Origin of the sequence: Methanobrevibacter sp. (assembly GCF_045541095.1) — an archaeon.
Lineage (GTDB): Archaea > Methanobacteriota > Methanobacteria > Methanobacteriales > Methanobacteriaceae > Methanocatella.
The window spans coordinates 1-19,874 of the sequence record NZ_JAZQIJ010000162.1 but is presented as its reverse complement, the minus strand read 5'-3'; the positions used below and the strand labels follow the sequence as shown (position 1 = coordinate 19,874).

Annotated in this window: 15 protein-coding genes and 1 rRNA gene; 9 read left to right on the top strand and 7 right to left on the bottom strand. The window is 35.8% G+C overall.

All coding sequences use genetic code 11. From position 1 onward, the window contains the following. The first annotated feature begins 478 nt into the window (after positions 1–478). Positions 479–1,054: a hypothetical protein gene (locus ACKI2P_RS07030; protein WP_407376302.1), complete on the top strand. Its 576-nt coding sequence runs from the start codon at positions 479–481 to the stop codon at positions 1,052–1,054. 245 nt (positions 1,055–1,299) lie between these two features. Here the strand turns inward: ACKI2P_RS07030 and ACKI2P_RS07025 are convergent, their stop codons facing one another. From ACKI2P_RS07025 to ACKI2P_RS07010, 4 genes are all read right to left on the bottom strand, one after another. Then, positions 1,300–4,884, bottom strand: coding sequence for a C1 family peptidase (locus ACKI2P_RS07025; RefSeq protein WP_407376300.1), 3,585 nt, complete (start codon positions 4,882–4,884; stop codon positions 1,300–1,302). Between the two features lie 155 nt (positions 4,885–5,039). Then, positions 5,040–6,437, bottom strand: coding sequence for an MFS transporter (locus ACKI2P_RS07020; protein ID WP_407376298.1), 1,398 nt, complete (start codon positions 6,435–6,437; stop codon positions 5,040–5,042). Between the two features lie 123 nt (positions 6,438–6,560). Further along, positions 6,561–7,937, bottom strand: coding sequence for an MFS transporter (locus tag ACKI2P_RS07015; protein ID WP_407376296.1), 1,377 nt, complete (start codon positions 7,935–7,937; stop codon positions 6,561–6,563). A gap of 123 nt (positions 7,938–8,060) precedes the next feature. Next, positions 8,061–11,141: an Ig-like domain-containing protein gene (locus tag ACKI2P_RS07010; RefSeq protein WP_407376294.1), complete on the bottom strand. Its 3,081-nt coding sequence runs from the start codon at positions 11,139–11,141 to the stop codon at positions 8,061–8,063. 184 nt (positions 11,142–11,325) lie between these two features. Here ACKI2P_RS07010 and ACKI2P_RS07005 point away from each other — a divergent pair, with 184 nt between their 5' ends. The 8 genes from ACKI2P_RS07005 (at position 11,326) to ACKI2P_RS06970 (ending at position 17,515) form a co-directional block, all read left to right on the top strand. Next, entirely contained in the window at positions 11,326–11,865 is a 540-nt protein-coding gene (locus tag ACKI2P_RS07005) for a glutathione peroxidase (protein WP_407376293.1), read from the top strand. 34 nt (positions 11,866–11,899) lie between these two features. Continuing rightward, a complete protein-coding gene (gene trxB / locus ACKI2P_RS07000) occupies positions 11,900–12,811 on the top strand; it encodes a thioredoxin-disulfide reductase (protein WP_407376291.1) in 912 nt (303 codons plus the stop codon). A 196-nt stretch (positions 12,812–13,007) separates the two neighbouring features. Then, entirely contained in the window at positions 13,008–13,529 is a 522-nt protein-coding gene (locus tag ACKI2P_RS06995; RefSeq protein ID WP_407376289.1) for a hypothetical protein, read from the top strand. A 42-nt stretch (positions 13,530–13,571) separates the two neighbouring features. Beyond that, on the top strand, positions 13,572–14,132 hold the full coding sequence (locus tag ACKI2P_RS06990; RefSeq protein ID WP_407376287.1) for a GMP synthase subunit A: 561 nt from the start codon (positions 13,572–13,574) through the stop codon (positions 14,130–14,132). Positions 14,133–14,134: 2 nt separating this feature from the next. Then, positions 14,135–14,398 (top strand): hypothetical protein, encoded by a 264-nt coding sequence (locus tag ACKI2P_RS06985; RefSeq protein WP_407376285.1) that lies wholly within the window; start codon positions 14,135–14,137, stop codon positions 14,396–14,398. Position 14,399: 1 nt separating this feature from the next. After that, positions 14,400–15,326 carry a glutamine-hydrolyzing GMP synthase gene (guaA, locus tag ACKI2P_RS06980; protein ID WP_407376283.1) on the top strand — a complete coding sequence of 309 codons (927 nt, stop codon included), beginning with the start codon at positions 14,400–14,402 and terminating at the stop codon, positions 15,324–15,326. Between the two features lie 52 nt (positions 15,327–15,378). After that, positions 15,379–16,560 (top strand): hypothetical protein, encoded by a 1,182-nt coding sequence (locus ACKI2P_RS06975; RefSeq protein ID WP_407376281.1) that lies wholly within the window; start codon positions 15,379–15,381, stop codon positions 16,558–16,560. A 1-nt stretch (position 16,561) separates the two neighbouring features. After that, positions 16,562–17,515, top strand: a complete 954-nt coding sequence (locus ACKI2P_RS06970) for a DegT/DnrJ/EryC1/StrS family aminotransferase (RefSeq protein WP_407376279.1) — start codon at positions 16,562–16,564, stop codon at positions 17,513–17,515. Here the strand turns inward: ACKI2P_RS06970 and cgi121 are convergent. From cgi121 to rrf, 3 genes are all read right to left on the bottom strand, one after another. Beyond that, positions 17,499–17,990: a KEOPS complex subunit Cgi121 gene (cgi121, locus tag ACKI2P_RS06965; protein WP_407376278.1), complete on the bottom strand. Its 492-nt coding sequence runs from the start codon at positions 17,988–17,990 to the stop codon at positions 17,499–17,501. The two genes, ACKI2P_RS06970 and cgi121, sit on opposite strands and share 17 nt — an antisense overlap. A gap of 7 nt (positions 17,991–17,997) precedes the next feature. After that, entirely contained in the window at positions 17,998–19,467 is a 1,470-nt protein-coding gene (locus ACKI2P_RS06960; RefSeq protein WP_407376276.1) for a (R)-citramalate synthase, read from the bottom strand. A gap of 90 nt (positions 19,468–19,557) precedes the next feature. Further along, positions 19,558–19,675, bottom strand: a 5S ribosomal RNA gene (rrf, locus tag ACKI2P_RS06955). Positions 19,676–19,874 lie beyond the last annotated feature (199 nt).

Sequence of the window (19,874 nt, the reverse complement as noted above, 5' to 3'; positions counted from 1 at the left end):
CACCCAAATAGATTCATCCCCAAATTTTACATTTTTTTTAAGATATACAAAATAGTGTTATTTTTTAAAACTACAATTAAATTACATTAATTACATAGTATACCATTTGGTAATTACTCCTATATAAAAAAAGAGGGAGAGCATTTGAGAAGTAATCGAATAACTAACTGAAAACAATTTTTCAAACCCAAGACAATTTTCACAACTCAAAGCAAATATTACAAATCCCACACAAAAAAAAGAGAGTACACTGAACAAAAAATTCATATGTCTAAAATAGTTTCCAAATATATTAAATAAAAATAAACGCAATAAAATTAATTAAAAAAAATAGTACACACAACAATGCAATTCATCCACGACCTAAAAGAGGTCATGGGATTCTTGCATTATTAAGATAAAAAATACCAATTTCAGCCAGGAAATGATAATTCTTAAGATTCTTGCCCTGATATTCCTGCTTTCAATGATATATTTAATGTATAAAACTAAGGCAAGATACGAAGGAAGCGGAGTTTTTTTGATGTATGCGACAATTGCAGTGGGCATGGTCATGCTGATAATATCCTCAAGAGAGATACATGCCAGATATCTGCTGCCGGTACTTGGCGTTTTCTGGCTGTCAGCATCAATAATCATAGGTAAAATCGAAAACACAAAACTTCTGGCAGTAATGCTGGCTTTCATAATGGTTTTTGCAGCAACCGGCATTTGCATAACACATGATGACATCAATTCAAGATTTGAATTCAATGAAAAGAAGGCATCATTCCTTCACTCCATCAACAACAACGACAGTATAATCATTTATGATACCGATTTCGGATATCAGGTCCTTCATGCTGATTTGAACAAGACAAAACAGTACTCTGTTAAGGACACTTATTTCTACGGCCCCGATATTGAAATATCCGGCAATATACACAAGATTATTGAAAAGAATCCTGAAAAAAATATATACCTGGTTTTATGGGACAATCAGGACCAATATTCCAAATATCATCTGAAAGAGAAATTCGAGTCAGGATATGGAGTCTATCAAATTGAGAAATGATTGAAAAATTATTTAATATTTCCCTTAAAAATTTCCGCATGAATAATTAATTTTACGGGTAAAAATCTTTAAAGTGTTATTAAAAACTACGTGTAAATTAATTGCCTTTTAAAGCAAATGATAATCCATTAGAAAAATACCAATTGAGAATTGACTCATCCCATATGAAAAAGAATTGATTCGTTGATTGAAACTTTAACTTAAAAATAGCTGAAAAAAATAAGAAATGTTAGAGAATTGAATCTCTAACGTCTAACATTTAATGTTGCTTTTACAACATCACTCAAGTAACTAACTTTGATAGTGTATTTTTTCACTTTAAGTTTATTGATAACTGATTTTTTAAGAGTTACCTGTGCAATACCCTTCTTGTTGGTTTTTGCATTGTAAGTTTTGCCGTTTACCTTGAATTTGATAACTTTGCCTTTAATAGCTGTTTTTCCTTTCTTAAGGGTAGCTTTCAAGACAAGTTTTTTGGCAGACTTTTTGACCTTAACGGTCTTGGTTGTTTTAAGCACCTGCACCACTTTCAAAGTGTTTTTAACAGTCTGACCGGCATATGTTGCAGATATTGTGTATTTACCAGGAGTGATTTGATATGGAATCTTGAGTTTTGCATATCCGTTTGCATCGGTTTTGACATTGTATGTCTTTTTGCCGATTTTTACTTTTACAACTTGGTTCTTGCCGACAAACTTGCCGTTGGCATCTTTTACACGAACCCTGTAGACATGTCCGTCATAGTAGTACATGTTGATGTTGGTGTTTCCGATGAATCTTGATACGACAGAAACTGTTATTCTCAATGTTTCGCCGGTTACAGGGTTTACATAATCAATGTAATGTTTTCCGATGGATACAGTGTTGGCTATTGTAACAGTTAATGATCCATTTTCATTAGTAACTGCACCTGAAAGTGCTTTGCCGTCGAATTTTGCGGTTACTTTAGTCTCATTCAATGGTTTTCCATCAGCATCAAAGAATTGTACTGTGAATGCTCCTTTGGCCTTATATCCGAGAGTCATTGAATACTCTTCTCCGCTGTCAATACTTGTTTTAATCAGAATCTGAACGTTCCATTTCATGTTGTTGTAATTGAAAGTAACAAGATGTGCACCAACAGGCAGAGCTTCCATTATTATAAAACTGCCAGAACCGTTAACTATTGGAATTGTGGTGTTGGTACCGTTGAAACTTACTTGAAGAGAATCAACACCCACCACATTAGATACATTTAATACAGTGACGCTTTCATTACTGTAATATTTTACAATATTATTAACGATTCCAGGATTTCTATAAGTATAGACTTTTACAGGCACAACAATATTTTCATCTGAAGGATCTAATCTGGTACCTGCTGCGTTTATTGCATAGTTCACATTAATTCCCATAGGAGACCTTACCTTAACTGTTATCGGTGTTGAATCTGCAACAAACCTGACTTCAAATGATGAATTTGCATCAACATAAAGATTCTTGTCAAGTTTTATTGTGTTATATCCTGCGTGGTCAACTTTTCCTTTTTGTTCGTGAACCAGATAGTTATTTACATAAACGTATACTTCATATGGGCTGCCTGCGTTTTCAAAGTAGGTACCGACAGCAGAAATTATATCTCCGTCAACACTGGTGAAAATATGGCCGAAAATTTTTAAGTTCTCATTGAAAGTTTTTATTCCTGTCATTTCGTTTTGATAAAGCTTTTCATACTTTTCGGTATTTTCAAATAGGAAGCCGACTGCATGAGAATTCAGAGAGGTGTCGTAGTATGAAAGATAGAAGTATCCTCCATCTCCCCAGTCCGTTCCCCAACTGTTTTTGCAAATCCATGCTCCGTCGCCCGGTGCTTTTTTGGAAAAGTTGTCTTTGGAGAATGTATCGTTCCATCCGACGAGAGTTACATAATGGTTTCCTCCGTCTTTACCGTAATAATAGACTGATTTGGTTTCAGCATTATAATATTCTTTTTGGTTTGAATTTGCACCGTGCATAAATATATTCAAAGCACCGTATTTTGTCAATGCCTCTTTAATGGCCTGTCTGTCTGTAATGTTTACGAAAATAGCGTCCACTATATGATATGCAACAGGACTATACTTCATTGAAGATATTTTTCCAAGTTCATCATATGTGTCAGATTCGGTAGGAACACCGCCGACCCAGCTTGTAAAGTAAGAAGCACTTCCATACATATTTCCCGCTTCAACATATCCTGGATTACCATAGGTTGAATAACGTAAACCGAAATTTTGAATGTTGTTTTCAGAAATATCAATTGACTGACCTGTTGCAATTAAAAATGCTGATTCAAAGGCACCTGCCGCACCGAAAGCCCAGCATGCACCCATATAACCTTGGTCCCTGACAGGAGTAACAAGATTCAAGTCCCTTAAATTGAAGTATGAATCACTTGCAGATCCGGTAATTGGCTGAGGATTCAATACAATTTCATCTGCACCGTATCTTAAGGTTAAAGTGTAATTCTTTTCATTTAAAGCAGCACGGTAATTTCCTGACTCTATGATTTCACTATTTGGCTTATCGAAATAAGTATGGATATCCTCGCCATTGTCCTTAAATTCGCAGTTTGCTATATTATACTGAGTAATGAAAGCATAAAGTGCAGCACCCTCATCAGCTACATTTTCTGTAAAAGAGGAATCTGTAATTTTAACATCACCTAAGTCAACAAATACTGCTCCACCAAAACCGTTGTCCTTATCGGCAGCATTATTTGTAAACTGACCTTTGTTCACAATCACTGATGCGTTTGATGTGTAAACTGCTCCACCGTTTTCAGAAGCTTTGTTGTTTGTGAATGTTGAGTTGAATATATCCAAGGTTCCTCCAAGCTGAAGGACAGCTGCTCCGAACTCTGCGGAATTGCTGTCAAATTTGGAATTGGAAATTTTTACATATCCGTCAAATCCATCATCAAACATTCCATTAATATCCACAAATATTGCACCACCATTTTTAGCTGCATAATCGTTTATAAATTCACACCCGTCAATTGTCAGGTAAGTCATGTTGGTAGGATTGTTGCTTTTAATTCCAATTGCTCCACCTGTTGCGGTAGCATTCAAATTGATGAATTTTGATCTTTTGACATTTGTGTTGAATGTATTGTAGATTGCAGTTGCATATTTGGAATTGATATTCGAAAAGACAGTATCATAAACGTTTATTTCAGCTACACGACCATATATCAAACCCCATTGGAGAGGATTCTTATTTGAAAATGTTGCATTGTTAACATTCAGAGTGGTTGAATCTTCAACATATATTGAAGCTCCCTGAGGCGCATAGTTTTCAATGAATTTATCGTTGGTACTGGTAATTTTACTTTCATAACCGTATATTGCAGCACCGTACATGTCATGATTGTTTTCGAATGTTACATTGACAGTAATCAATGTACTGTCAATAACCAATATTGCAGATTCGTTAGTATTTCGTATTACAAGATTTTTAATAACTACATTACTGTTATTGACTAATTTGAAAACAAATGTTTTGTTTTTAGCATCAATAACCTTATTGTTTCCCTCAATTATAAAATTTGAGTTAGCAAATTGTATTATTTTAGAATGGTCATTTTCATCATATGTATAATCACTTTCAAAAGTTATTGAATCATCTGATTTGTTGATGATATCATCTGCCAAATCATCGAATGTCTTGACAGAGGAATTTGAAATAACATCCTGTGAGTCAGCTATTTGCAAAGCGCCATGTGCAGTTTGATTTGTGTCCTCAGCACAGACAACCCCCATTGTCATTATCAATAAAATTAGAAGGATTATACTTTTTTTGTAAAATTTCAAAATTATTTTCCCCCAAAATTTTGATAATTAACATTATGTATATTATCATGTAAAAATATGAAGAATATTAAAAAAAAATGATAATTTGTACAGATTATATTTAATTTTTGAAAAAAACTTTCTTTTATATAGTAATTTATTTTTTAATTTTTGAATCAATCAACATTTGAATGTTCAATTTTTTCCTTATCGTCAATGAAAAGAATGGTCAAAATAAGCATGACAATATGCAATATAAGTAAAATCAGTGCAGTCTGATTGAATCCGGTTACTGAAGCGGAATTGTGGCCTATGCTACCTCCTGCCAGAATAGCAACTACAACAACCACCATTGATGATCCAATTGCAGCAAAAATCTGTCTTAATGTATTGTTGACTGCAGTTCCATCCTCAACCTTATCGGATACCATACTCAATGTCCATGTTGTGGCAGGCATCAGAGCCAAACCTACACCGATAAAACGGACTGACTGAGTTATGGTCATGAATTCAAAGGATGACTCCTGAGTATATAACATCATGGTTCCAAATCCTATCATGGAAATAATGCAACCCATAATCAGGACCTTTCGGATTCCTATTCTATTTACAAGCAATGGACCTATGATATTAAAGACAATAATCAATAATCCTCCAGGCAGAAGTACTGAAGCGGAAAAAATTGCAGAATGGTAAGCTATTCCCTGAATGAATATCGGAATAATTGCAGAGCATGCATTTAAACCTGCAAAGAGAATGCTGATAAATGCTGTGCCCACCAAGAAATACTTGTTTTTAAGAATGGATAAGTTAATCAAAGGATGTTCTAATTTTGATTGGCGTTTTACGAATAATATCAAAGTTATAATTCCAATGATTATCGGCAAAATTACCCTATAATGTGTCAATCCGTAATCTGCAACATTTGTAAAACCAAGCATTATGCCGGCACATCCAATTATGGACAATATGACAGACAGCCAGTCAAGAGGATAATCTTCAGTGGGTTCATTGTCTTTTACAAATATTGCTCCTAAAAATAAAAGAATTATTGTAGATATTGTGAAAAATGAAAACAGATTTCTCCATCCGTATAAAGTTATGACAAATCCTCCTAAAAAAGAACCGATGACCGGAGCTATTGCTATTACCAAACCATACAATCCCATATAAGTCTGCCATTTTTCTTCAGGAACTGTTCTAAGAAGCAAAATCTGAACATAAGGCATTATAATGCCGTTTCCTATAGCCTGAAGAATTCTCCCAATAATCAAAACAATCAGTGAAGTTGAAAAATAACATATAATTGACCCAACGAGAAATATAATCAATGAAAAGAAAAATATTGCTTTTGCAGTGAATCTACGTGATATAAATGCACTTAACGGAATCATGACCCCTACAACAAGTAGGAATGCTGAATATGACCATTGCGCTTGTGTTGACGAGACTGAAAAATCACTCATCAGATAAACGATTCCTGTTGTTATAATGGATTGAGAAATGCATACCAGGCTTGCAGCTAAAGTAAACAAGACCAACAGTTGCATCTTACTGCTTAATTTGAGATTCATGTTTAATCAGATTATTATCTATAATAATATAATTTATATTTTTGGAATTTCCTTAAATATTGCCTATTAATTTTGACAAAAAAAAGAAAGAAAGATTACTTAAAAATAGTAATTATCTTCCAGTTAAGATTCTGCTGGTTCCGAACGTAATCCCAATACGGAAGTAATAACAGCAACCACACATGCAATTACGCAGATGCCGCATATAATTTTTGAAGATGTTACAACCATGCCTGCATACTGTGTGGACAAAATCAAATCACCCATTACCCATGAGAATACCAATGTCAGAAGACCCAGACTCATGGTTTGGCCAATTGCCCGTATTGTAAGCTGTGAAGCTGAGGCATGAGGAGCTTGTTTTTGAGGAACTGAACTCATGATAGCGTTCATATTCGGACCGGAGAACAGACCCATTCCCAATGCCTGCAATACCATAGCCAATACGACCACAAATATTGAAGTGCCGGCATCCACAAATACCAGAATTGACAATGCAATACCCGTTAGAGCCATTCCTATACCCGCAATCTTTTGTGGATGAATCCTGTCCGAAAGTCTTCCGGAATTTGGAGCAGTTATTGACATGACAACCGGACTAATAATCAGTATCAACCCCGTGAGACTTGCGCTCCAACCTTTTACATATTGGAAATAGTAATTGAATATTGTACTTAATACCATCACCGCAAAATAACCGCACAATCCCGCTATATTATAATATGTGAAAGGCTTGTTTCTGAATAGATTTACATTCAATACAGGTGTTTTCTGGCGCAGCTCGAATAAAACAAATACAACAAGAACCACCAATCCTACTACGGTTAATACAGCTCCGAAAACAGTATTCAATTCTGTAAAACCATAGATGAACATGAAAATACCGGACATGTAAAATAATGTTCCTATTAAATCAAACCTGTCATCAGGAGAAGTAATCCAATCAGCATCGAATTTGAAAATCATCATAAGAATACAGAATGTTATAAACGGAATTGAAACAAAGAAAATGGATTTCCATCCAAACAGATCAGTTAAAAATCCGCAGATAACAGGTGCTGCTGAAGTACCTAAGTAAACTCCACCTATAATGATTCCTAAAGCTTTTCCACGGCTTTCCTTGCTGATAGCCAACACTATTAACGCCATTTCAGCAACATTGGCAAAGGCTCCGCCCACTCCCTGAACAAATCTGAAGAACAAAAAACTTTCCGCTGAAAATGCGAATATGCATCCTAACAAACTAACAAGAAAAAGGGAATGTCCCAAGACAAATGTTTTCTTTGAACCTATTTTTCCACATATCTGGCCTGCAGGAACCGTAAACAATGCCATAGTAAGAACAACTATGGTAGGAATCCAATTCTGGACAGTATTGGTCATTGCAAAGGTCTGTGCAATATTAGGCACGGCAATGATAACCCCATTCGATACAAACACTGTGAAGAATGAAGTTATAAATGATATTATCACCATCAATTTTTCCAATTTTGTTTTCATCAGAAAAATATTATGTCATTAATTATTTAAATTATTAATGGAAATTTTAACTAAAATCTGCAAGTTGAATGACTTGGCAAAAACTAATTGAAAAAAAATAAAAAAAGATGTAAGTGCAAAGACTTACTTTTTAATAATGATTTTTAAGGTTTTGCTGATTGATTTGTAGTTGGAATTACCCATAAATTTATAAATGGCCTTGAAAGTTCCTTTCTTGGTTAGTTTTACCTTAAAAGTAACTATACCTTTAGAGTTGGTTTTTGCAGAGTATGTTTTCTTGTTGACTTTTAAGGTGACCTTAACCTTTTTCATCACTTTGCCCTTATTGTCCTTTAAAGTTGCGGTGACCTTTTTTGTTTTTGTTTTCACTTTGAATGTTTTTGATTTTGCGGTTAATTTTGGTGTAGCCTTTGCAAAAACAATTTTTGTTTTGTGGGATGATCCGATAAATGAATTATCATCTGCAAAACTGATTTCGGCCCAATAGGTTTTAGTGGCCAAAATGAGAGATAATGAAACCTGACCATTTCCATTGGTAATCCTGTCATATGTCTTACCTGCCACTTTAATTATGACATGCTTGCCGACAAGAGCAACACCGTTTGAGTCCTTCAATGTTACTAAAAGGTTCTTAGCAATATTATAAGTTGAACTGATGTTCGGAGCGATTATGACTGTGCCTAATTTTTTGACAGTTATATAAGCTGTGGCAGATGATGATTCATAGTTTGCATCCCCATCATAAGAAATTGCTGAAGTATAATTTCCACTGTCCAAACTAACAGGAAGTTTTACTTGACCCATTGCGTCAGTTGCATTCATATATTGGATTCCGTTTAAACTGATTGATATTGTCTTATCGGATAATGGATGATTATATGCATCACTCAATGTGACTGTTAAATATCCGACAGAAATTGGTGCAATAGTGATGTTTTGAACTGACAGGCCTGTGCTCATTTTTGATACTTCAATTTCAGCACTTGTTGAATTTGCCAAATAGTTTACATCCCCTCTAAATGAAATGGCCGTTACATAACTGCCGGCATCCAAGTCAATAGGCAGTCTGGCAACACCGTTTTTGTCAGTTGTTAAATTATAACTCCAAGCGTCTGCAGGCAAATCAGCTGCATGTTTTATATCAACCGAGATCAATTTTTCAGATAACACCTTACCGTTAACATCCTTTAGGGTTATAATCATATTGTCCGAATCACTGTAAATCATTTCAACATCTGAAGCATTCAGAGATGTTGGAAGCTTACTGATGGTGATTTTGGAGGTCCTGTTTGATGACATGTAATTTTCATCACCTGCAAAACCGAAAAATGCAGTATAATTGCCGGCACATAAATCAAACATTAGTTCAACCTGACCGTTTTCATCACTCACAGCGGTAAAATTGCAACTTAAATCATCAATTACTATAACCTTGCCGTTACTGGTGATTTTATCTTTTAGATTAGCTCCATTTAAATTGATGTAAATCGGATAATCCGGTAGGCAATTTCCTTTATTGTCCATTAATGTTACAACAAAAGTTTCATTGGAACTGTAACAAGTAACTACATCATCAAATTCTATTTCAGTTGGTTCCACGACATTGACCGTGAACATTTTTGAGTATACATCCCCAATCCATCGCCCGTCAACGAAATCCCCTTCGTTATATTCAACGTGTATTTTGTGGGAACCTTTGCCGAGACCTGAAATGCTTTTTGTGACTTCACCTGTTTCGATGTTGAAAAATTCGGACACTCCATCAACCGCAATATAAACATATGAAAACGGATAACACGGTGTTTTAACGGTGACATTGAAATCATTGCCTATTTCGACTTCACTTGGAATGTGAACTGTGATGTTTTCGCTGTTCTCGATTACATGAACCTCTTCAACCATAGGATAATCTCCTCCAGGATATTCAAATTCAAGATAGAACTTATTCAACCCGACAACATCACTTGACAGCTGAACTGAAGATACACGATTTTCTATATAATTTGAAGCCAGTAATTTTCCTTTCCTATCTCCGATATATTCATATACATTGAATTTTCCGAAAACCCATTCATGAGTCACCATGGAAATTGTAAACTCTTCACCGACGCTTACGATAAACGGCAATGTAATTGAAGGAACCACAATAATCTTTTCGCTTATGGTCAGTGTTCCAAAATCATCACCTGTATAATTGACGGTGATGACATTTTCACCCAGGTGATTTAACTGCCATGCGTTGATATAATAGGAACCCTGTCCTTTTGAATAGGTCACTTCAGCATTTTTAACATCATTGAAACTTATTGTCAGATTGCCCTTTGCCTCACGGGGCAGATAAATATGGGCAACATTGTCTGCAGGCAAAGCCAAAGTATAGAAGTCAAAATAGAGTTCAAGTTTTGGGTCAATCGTAGGCTCGAATTCCCTGAATACCACATTTTCATCCTTTAAAGTTACAGTTCCGTTGTCATCTGTGAATGTGACTTTCACATTATAGTCACCATATCCTGCAAAAAGCTGTGAAGGTGCAATATACTTTGATTTGTATGGATAATCGTCAATCACTTCAAAAGTACCATTGGTTAATGTGTAATTCAGTTTTCTGGTGCCGTTTACATAAATTTCCAAAGTACCTGAATTTGCATGATTTGAATCTATAATCAGAAAGCTCGGCGAATCCAAATACTCCTCTTCGCAATAGTACGGATTCTGCATGAAAACATCAAAATCATCTTTAAACTTTAATGAAACCTGTGAATCTATAATATTTTTGTCGTTGAAGTTTACCTGTATACTGTAATTTCCGCAATCCAGACCTAAATCGGTCGGATAGATGTTTTTGACATATTGCCTGTAGGTTCCACCATGCCCATCATCTTCGATGGAGAAATATCCTTCTGTAAGTGGAACTGTTAATTTTTCGACATTATCTACAGAAACTGTAAAGTTTCCGCTTTTATCATCGTAAGATGCAAGATAAACCAGTTCCTTTTGACCCCAGTCATCCTCCGCATAATTATCTTTCAGCGAAGCATACACATCTCCATCATAGTAAAATTTATCACTCAACACATCACAGGACGTGTTTTCACATATGGCCGCAACGGAATCACCTTCAGTTACATTATCAGATGCGCCTGCAGCCCCAATTGTTAAAAAAACTATAATAATACTTATTATCAAGAGCCCGTTTATTTTCAAAATAACAACCCCCACCATAATAATTATAATTAATTATATGGCCAATAAGATAAATAAATCGAGTAAAGTGTTAACTTTAGTCTAAACAAAATGCCTAAAAATTTTTTTATAGATAAACTATTTATACTTAACTTTAACAAATAACATATAAACCTAACTTTGTTAAGTATTAAAAGGTGATAAAATGACCGTATATGATTTTGAAGTAAAAGACGGTGACGGAAACATGGTTTCCCTATCCGAATTTAAAGACAAAGTACTACTAATCGTGAATTCAGCAACCAAATGTGGTTTTACTCCACAATACACCGAACTAAACGAAATTTATGCAGAATTTAAAGACCAGGGCTTTGAAATCCTAGATTTCCCATGCAACCAGTTTGGAGAACAGGCCCCTGGTACAACCGAAGAAATCGCAGAAGTATGCCGCAACAAATGGTTGGTACCGTACCAAATCTTTGACAAGATTGATGTAAACGGTGAAAACGCAGATCCTTTATTTGAATACCTTAAAAACGAACAGCCATTCACTGAAATCAAAGGTAAAGGTGCAACCGCATTGAAATTAATGTTAAGAGCAAAAGACAGACATTACAAAGACAACAACGACATCAAATGGAACTTCACCAAATTTTTAGTTGACCGTGAAGGAAATCCTGTTCGCAGATTCGAACCAACTGAAGATTTGGGAGATGTAAAAAAAGCAGTTGAGGATTTAATCTAATTAAATCCACTATTTTTTATTTTTAGGTGTGAAAATGGAACAATATGACATTATCATTATAGGAGCTGGGCCTGGAGGTCTCACAGCTGGTATCTATGCAGGAAGGCAAGGAACTAAAAATCTGATAATCGACAGGGATCTTGCCGGAGGATTGGGTCGTGAAGTGCCTGAAATGGAAAACTATCCCGGTTTTGACAATATTTCAGGACTGGAACTGATTGAAAAGATGAAAGCGCAGGCAACCAAAAACACAGAGCTTCACGAAAATGAAAATGTAGAGGAAATAATTAAAACAGATGATGAATACCGTTTCACAGTTAAAACAAACAAGGACGAATACCAAAGCAAAACAATAATTTTAGCAACAGGCAGTTCTCACAGAAACCTTGATGCAAAGGGCGAAGTTGAATTCAAGGGAAAAGGAGTAAGCTACTGCGCAACCTGTGACGGATTTTTCTTCCAGGGCCGTGACATCATCATGGTAGGAGGCGGAAACAGCGCACTTCAGGAAGCATTGTACCTCAAAAATCTTGGTGCAAACGTCAGTGTTGTTCACAGAAGAGATGAATTCAGAGCACAGAAACACCTGCAGAACCAGATTAAAGAAGCAGGAATCCCAACAATACTAAATTCAACCGTCGAAGAAATAAAAGGAGAAATGCTTGTTGAAGCCGTAACACTTAAAGACACAAAAACCGGAGAACTGAAAGACATGCCTGTAAACGGCGTTTTCATCAGTGTAGGTTACATTCCACACACTGAACTTGCAGAACAGCTGGGCGTGGATTTAGATGAAACAGGCCACATTATCATTGATAAAGACCAAAAAACAAACGTTGATTATGTTTATGCAATCGGTGATGTGTGCGTTGGTTTAAAACAATGGGTAGTTGCTTGTGGAGAAGGTGCAGTTGCAGCAACCTCCGCTTACCACGATATCCAATAATATTATTCATAACGTTCTTTCAAGAACATGTAGATGAAGAAAGCTATAAGTAATACTACTATAACCGGCAGTAACCACATAAATATTTTTAATAGCAATACAGCTGCAAAAATAGCAACTATTATAAATATCAAATCTTGGAATTCCATGGAATTGTTTATATTTGATATTGTATATAAACTTATTAGTGAGTTATATGAAACCAAAACAGAAAGTAGTATTATATTTATCCTTATTTTTTATTGCAGCCCTTAGTCTAGTTGCATACGGTTTCTATGCAGAAACTACCAAAGTCATTGAATTTGAGGAATTTTCAGTTGAAGTTCCGGTGGAAACGGAAATTGAAAATATCACCAATGAATACAAATCCAATTATGATTTCATTACTGTTTACAGGGCAAAAAACATTGATCTGACCATTTCCAGTTTTGACAAGCAGTATATTGAAAATACATACTCATCAAATACGGGTGAGGAAATCGACTTCGGCAAATCCGTACTGGAAAACCTGAACAATTTCAACAATCCCAAAATCAACAAAAGCTCTGAAAATATCACATTCTACATTTCAAACACACGTGTTGACGGTCAAATCGACTGTGATGTTGCAGGTGTTTACAATGACGATAATCATTTTATCATTGTTGAAGGCGGAGATGTGGAATTAATTGAAAAAATTACAAATTCTATTAAAATTAATGATAACTATAATAATTAAAAAAACCAAAAATAATATTATTATATTTTCATGGAGTATAAAATGACAATCATAGTGATTAACAATAAAGGCCAATACAACCATAGAATTCAGAGAAGTTTGCAATACCTAAATATACCTTCCAAATTGGTTTCAAATACATTATCTGTTGAAGAGATTGAAGCTGAAAATCCAATTGGACTAATTTTAGGCGGAGGACCTTCAATCGAAGGTGCCGGTAACAGTGAAGACTACATCAAGCACTTCGACATTCCAATTTTGGGAATATGCCTTGGCCATCAGTTAATTGCAAAAGCATATGGGGGAGAGGTAACCACTTCCGATACTGAAAGTTATGCTCAAGTGAAAATTAATATCAATAATGATGAAAACTTATTTGAAGGATTGGCCCCTGAAATGGATGTTTGGTCTTCCCACAAGGATGAAGTCAAAAGCATTCCTGAAGAGTTTGAAATCTTGGCCAGTTCTAATTTATGTGATGTGGAGTCCTTTAAGCATAAGGACAAGGACGTTTATGGAATACAGTTCCATCCCGAAGTGCATCATACTCCGAAAGGGGAAATAATTTTTAAAAACTTTTATAAAATCTGTCAAAAGGTGTAATAATGATTGATAACGCTGAAGATTTAGCAAAAAAAGCACAGGACAATAAAGCTGGTTTGAAAAGACAATTTGTCAACATCCCTATTGGCGATGAAGAATACGGATTTAGAATTTCCGGAATTGGAGGAAAATCAGTAAAACTTGAAAAATTCGTCAAATATGATGATATTATCGAAGCTATTGAAGCAGGTAACGATAACGGTTTAGAAGCAATGATAAAACAAATCATTGAAGATTACGAAGAAGATGAAGAAGATGAGGAATAAAATGTTAAGCCCAAAAGAATTTATTGAAAATGCAATAAAAGAAATCAAAGAACAAATCGGAGATGAAAAAGCTATTATTGCATTATCCGGTGGAGTGGACAGTTCAGTATGTTCAGTTCTTGTTCAAAAAGCAATTGGTGACAATTTAACTGCAATTTTCGTAGACCATGGTCTTTTAAGAGAAGGAGAAGTCGAACAGGTAACAAACACTTTTAAAGACAGATTAAATTTCAAGTTTGTTGACGCTTCCGACGAATTTATGGATGCTCTTGCAGGATATGACGATCCGGAAGACAAAAGAAAAATCATCGGTAAAGTATTCATTGACGTGTTCGAAAGGGAAGCTATCAAATCAGGTGCAAAATACTTGGTTCAAGGTACAATCGCACCGGATTGGATTGAAACAGAAGGAGAAATCAAATCCCACCACAACCTTGCTCTTCCAAGCGGAATGGAACTTGAATTATGTGAACCAATCCGTGATTTGTACAAGGATGAAGTAAGGGAAATCGGTGACGAATTAGGCCTTCCAGCAACAACAGTCTACAGACAACCTTTCCCAGGCCCAGGTCTTGGAGTGCGTGTTGTCGGAGCACTCACCAGAGAAAACGTTGAAATCTGCAGAAAAGCCAACAAAATCGTTTGCGATGAAGTTGAAAAAGCAGGTCTTGACAAAGAAGTATGGCAATATTTCGCCGTTTTAACCGATACCAAAGTAACAGGTGTTAAAGGAGACCAAAGGGACTTCGGATACCTTGTTGTCGTCAGAATAGTAAACTCTATTGATGCAATGACTGCATCAGTGACTGAACTTCCTTGGGATATAATCCAAACCATATCCAAAAGGATTACATCCGAAATATCCGAAGTTACACACGTTGCACTATCAATTAGTGACAAACCACCTGCAACCATCGAATTCTGTTAAGATACTATTTTTACAATAGTATTTTCTTTACTTTTTTTAAACCAGGTTTACCATGAAGAATACTAAAGCCACAAAAAATGCTTATCTTGCCAAATTAACAGAGCAAATCCAAATGAAATCTGTTGATGTTGGAAAAAATCTGGAAGGGACTACACCCCCTTCAGTATTTATTGGAAGATGGTCCTATCCTAAAGTGTATGCAGGACCTATGATGAGCAGCCAAATGGGTGATACCTACATCATGGACTCTCCCGAATCATGGATAGGTCAAAACAAGACTCAGGAGGATATCATCAACTACCGAATGGGCCTTGTTCGGGGAAAACAGCTGATAAAAATTGATGATGTTGAAAATCCATTTGTTGAAAAACTCCAGGACATATCACTTGCGTCCAAATCAATTGACAGCGAGGCCACTTTCGGGTCCCGTCCGACAGGATCAATGCTTACAGAAGACAGCACTCCTCACGGCCCAAGTGCAGTAATTGAAAAATTTGACATAGATGCCGTTAGATGGGACAAGCAGCTGGAAAAGACTTTTTACGATACTGACTTGAAGGCAAGGGATGCTGTTGTAAACCTTCATGACAAGGACGTTCCGTTTTCAGCCATGCAAAAGGCATTTTCGGTTGGAGCCATCGGAACAAAAAACAAAAGAAGGCTCGTTCCTACACGCTGGTCCATTACCGCATGCGATTCCACACTTGCGGATGAATTCCTAAAGGAAGTTAGGAAATTTGAAAAGCTCGACACATATCGCGTCTTTGAGTTTGGAGCATTGAACACATATTATGTAATTATTCTGGCACCTACTGAATGGCAATACGAATGGTATGAGACATTCATAAAATTAATCAAAAACGAAGTCCTTACATTTAGTGATTACGAAACCAACGGCGGCAAAAAGGAATATTCCGTTGTTGGAGGATGCTACTACACCGCTAAAATGGTAGTCCTTGATTATCTCACAAAAATCAAAAAACAGGCAGGAGTCGTTATTTTAAGAGAAGCATATGATGACTATATTCCTTTAGGCGTTTTCAATGTACGTGAAAATATTCGCGAAGCCATGGCAAGGCCATACAAAGAATTTGAAACCCTGGAAGATTGCCTGAAACATGCCGGTACAGTACTGCAGACACCGGTAAACAGATTTGTAAAGCAAGGAACCCTATTGAATGAAATGCTTCACACAAAACAGACAACACTGGATATGTACTTTAAAAGAGGATAATATGTTTAAATTTAAAACACCTTCAAAAAATGCGACTGACCTGATGGGCGAAATTGCAAAAGGAAATAATGATACTGATTTTGAATCCCTGTGCATAAATAAAATCAGGGAATTGACAGGTCACGAACATGTTAAAATGACAACAAGCGGAAACAACAGCATTTTCGTTGCACTGTCCGCCATTGAAGGAGACATAATAGTGCCTGATCAGGGCGGCTGGCACGGATTTAAACAAATTGCAAAATTCCTCAATAAAAACATAGTGACCTTAAAAACAGATTTTGGACTGATAAATCCCGATTATTTGGATGAATTAAATATAAATGATAATTCCGCTTTGATTTATACAAGTTTTGCGGGCTATTGCGCAGAACAGAACACCAGACTCATCTCAAAATATTGTAAAGACAACGGCATCATTACTATCGAAGATGCTTCCGCAGGTTTGGGAGATAAAAATCAATGCCTTGGAAACGGAAAGTATGCAGACATCATCATTGCATCCACAGGCTCTCCGAAGATAATAAATGTCGGAAGCGGGGGAATCATTACAACAGACAAAAAGGAAATTTTCGAAAAAACAAAACTTCCCCAAAAATTAAGCAAAACTTCACAAATTGTATGCGGAGGCATATATTGCGAACTTGAAAATGTTGGAGAAAAACTGGAAGTTACATTAAATGCAACAAAGCATTTAAAAAATAACATTGATGGCACATTACATACAAATAAAAGAGGCGTTAATGTAATTATTCCGCATGATAATGCAAAGGAAATAAGTTGGAAACTGAAAAAATCACTTCCCATCAACAAAAGCGGATTCATAACAACATGCCCAAACTACAATAGAGTAAAACAAAAAGCGATATCCGTCGAAATAAAAAATTTATCATATGACTGTCTTAAACCGGAATATCTTGATAAAATTGCTGATGAAATCAATAATCTACTATAAGTTTTGTAGTCCTGTCGATAAGGATGTCTTCAATTGACATATTATCCAGTTGGTCATCGCTGATATTATAAATGTTTTTCAAATTATCCTCATCAGCATTAAAGACAGAATCATCAGCATCAAACAGTAACCCTAACTCTTTTGAATAATCATCACAATCAATTAAAACTGCGCAAAGATTCATTTCACCTTCATGCAGACCCAATATTTCAAATGCTTTTGAAATCTGGCGTTGAGCAGAACATCTCAAGGCTATTTCCACATTGATATCATTTGCAATATTTTCTCCACGCTCAAACGCTAAAAAAGCCTGATTGACTCCATGAATAATATGATTTTTTGAAACGACAGCATCTGCATTGAAAAGCTGTATAATCTCACCGTCTTTTTTAAAAGAATCAATTTCCTTTATGGTCTCTTCAATAGAGTTAATATTGCCCTTAAAACCTAAAATTTTAATATTTTCCATATCCATGATAACACTAATCCCTGAGCAGTCTGTTGACCCCTGCAATATATGCCTTGACACTTGCATTGATAATATCCGGTTCGGTACCTCTGGCAGATACAACCTTATCCCCTTTCTGAAGTTTGATAATTACATCAATGAACGCATCAGTACCACCTGTAATGGAATCTACGTGATACTCTATCAAATCCACATCCCTGAATATGTCCAGAGATTTGATTGCATTGATTGATGCATCAACAGGTCCCAGACCTACACCAGCATTCAGAATTTGCTCATCGTCAATGGTGATTTTCACAGAAGCGGTAGGCATGACCTTATTTCCGGAAACAATGGTAACTTCATCGAGTTTTATCCTATCCTCATGATTGATTTCCAAAACGTTATCCGCAATAATCTGCAGGTCAACGTCAGTAACGGTTTTACCCTTATCGGCAAGACCCTTAACGTCATCACAGATTTGCTGAAGTTGAGTTTCATTAACTTTAAGGCCCAGTTCATTCAATCTTGAATTTAGACCATGAGTCCCCATATGTTTACCCAAGACAAATTTTCGAGTTCTGCCAACAAGTTCCGGAGTAATAGGTTCATAAGTAGCAGAATTTTTAATAATTCCATCAGAATGAATACCTGATTCATGTGAAAAAGCATTTTCACCAACGATTGCCTTATTAGGTTGAATATATACACCAGTCAATCTTGCTACCAATTTGGAAACGTTATAAATCTGATCAATTTTAATGTCAGTTGAAAAGTCCGGAAGTAACCTGTCAATACTGACTACACATTCCTCAAAGGAAGTGTTTCCTGCCCTTTCACCTATCCCGTTAACGGTAGTGTGAATTTCAGTTGCGCCACCTTTAAGGGCGGACAATGTATTGGCAACAGCAAGGCCAAAATCATTATGGCAGTGACAGGAAATAGGAACTTTAATATCGCTTAACTGATTGAATAAATTATACGAAGTATCGGGAGTCAATATCCCTACAGTATCACAAACACAAATCCTATCCACACCATGTTCTATAGCATCCATGTAAACGGATTTTAAAAAATCAACATTACTTCTTGAAGCATCCTCTGCAGACATTTCAATGGTTAAACCGTGATCCTTACAGTAATCGATTGCATTATTGGATAAGTCTATCAATTCCTCGGGAGTCTTTTTCAATTTTTCATAAATATGTAACTTTGATGTGGGAACAACTAGATTAACAGCATCAACATCACATTCCAGACAAAAGTCAATGTCCCCCTTTAAAGGTCTTGAAAAACTTAATATTTCTGCATTGAAACCCTGTTTGGTTATTTCTTTTATAGACTGCCTTTCACCTTCGGAGGTAATTGCAGAACCTGCCTCAATAAAATCAATACCGATTTCATCTAATTTAGTGGCAATCCTAAACTTCTCTTTACTAGTTAAAGAAACACCTGGAGTCTGTTCTCCATCACGTAAAGTTGTATCTAAAACTTTAATTTTCAAAAAAATCACCTAAATTAAGCAATACAGTTATTAAGTAAAATAAAATCAGATAAAAAAAACAGTTAGATTAAAGATGATTGTAATAGAGAAAGCTTGCAGCGAAATGAAATTCCCATAGAAAACCATAGTACACAAACAAAACACAAAAGGACTTCACTACTGGGATCGAAACGAGACCAGGTATAACCCCCATGCTATGACCGCAATACTTATCTATTACAAATGAGTATGAAAAATAAATTATAATTATGCAACTTTCACCCTGACTGTTAACACCTAACAAGATTATTGATTAGACCACACATCACCCGAAAAAAAGGATCAACAATAGTCTACTAACCTATAAAATAATGCAAGCGAACAATTGGAAGCAGCGGACTAAACAACTCGGAAAAAAAAACCTCGAA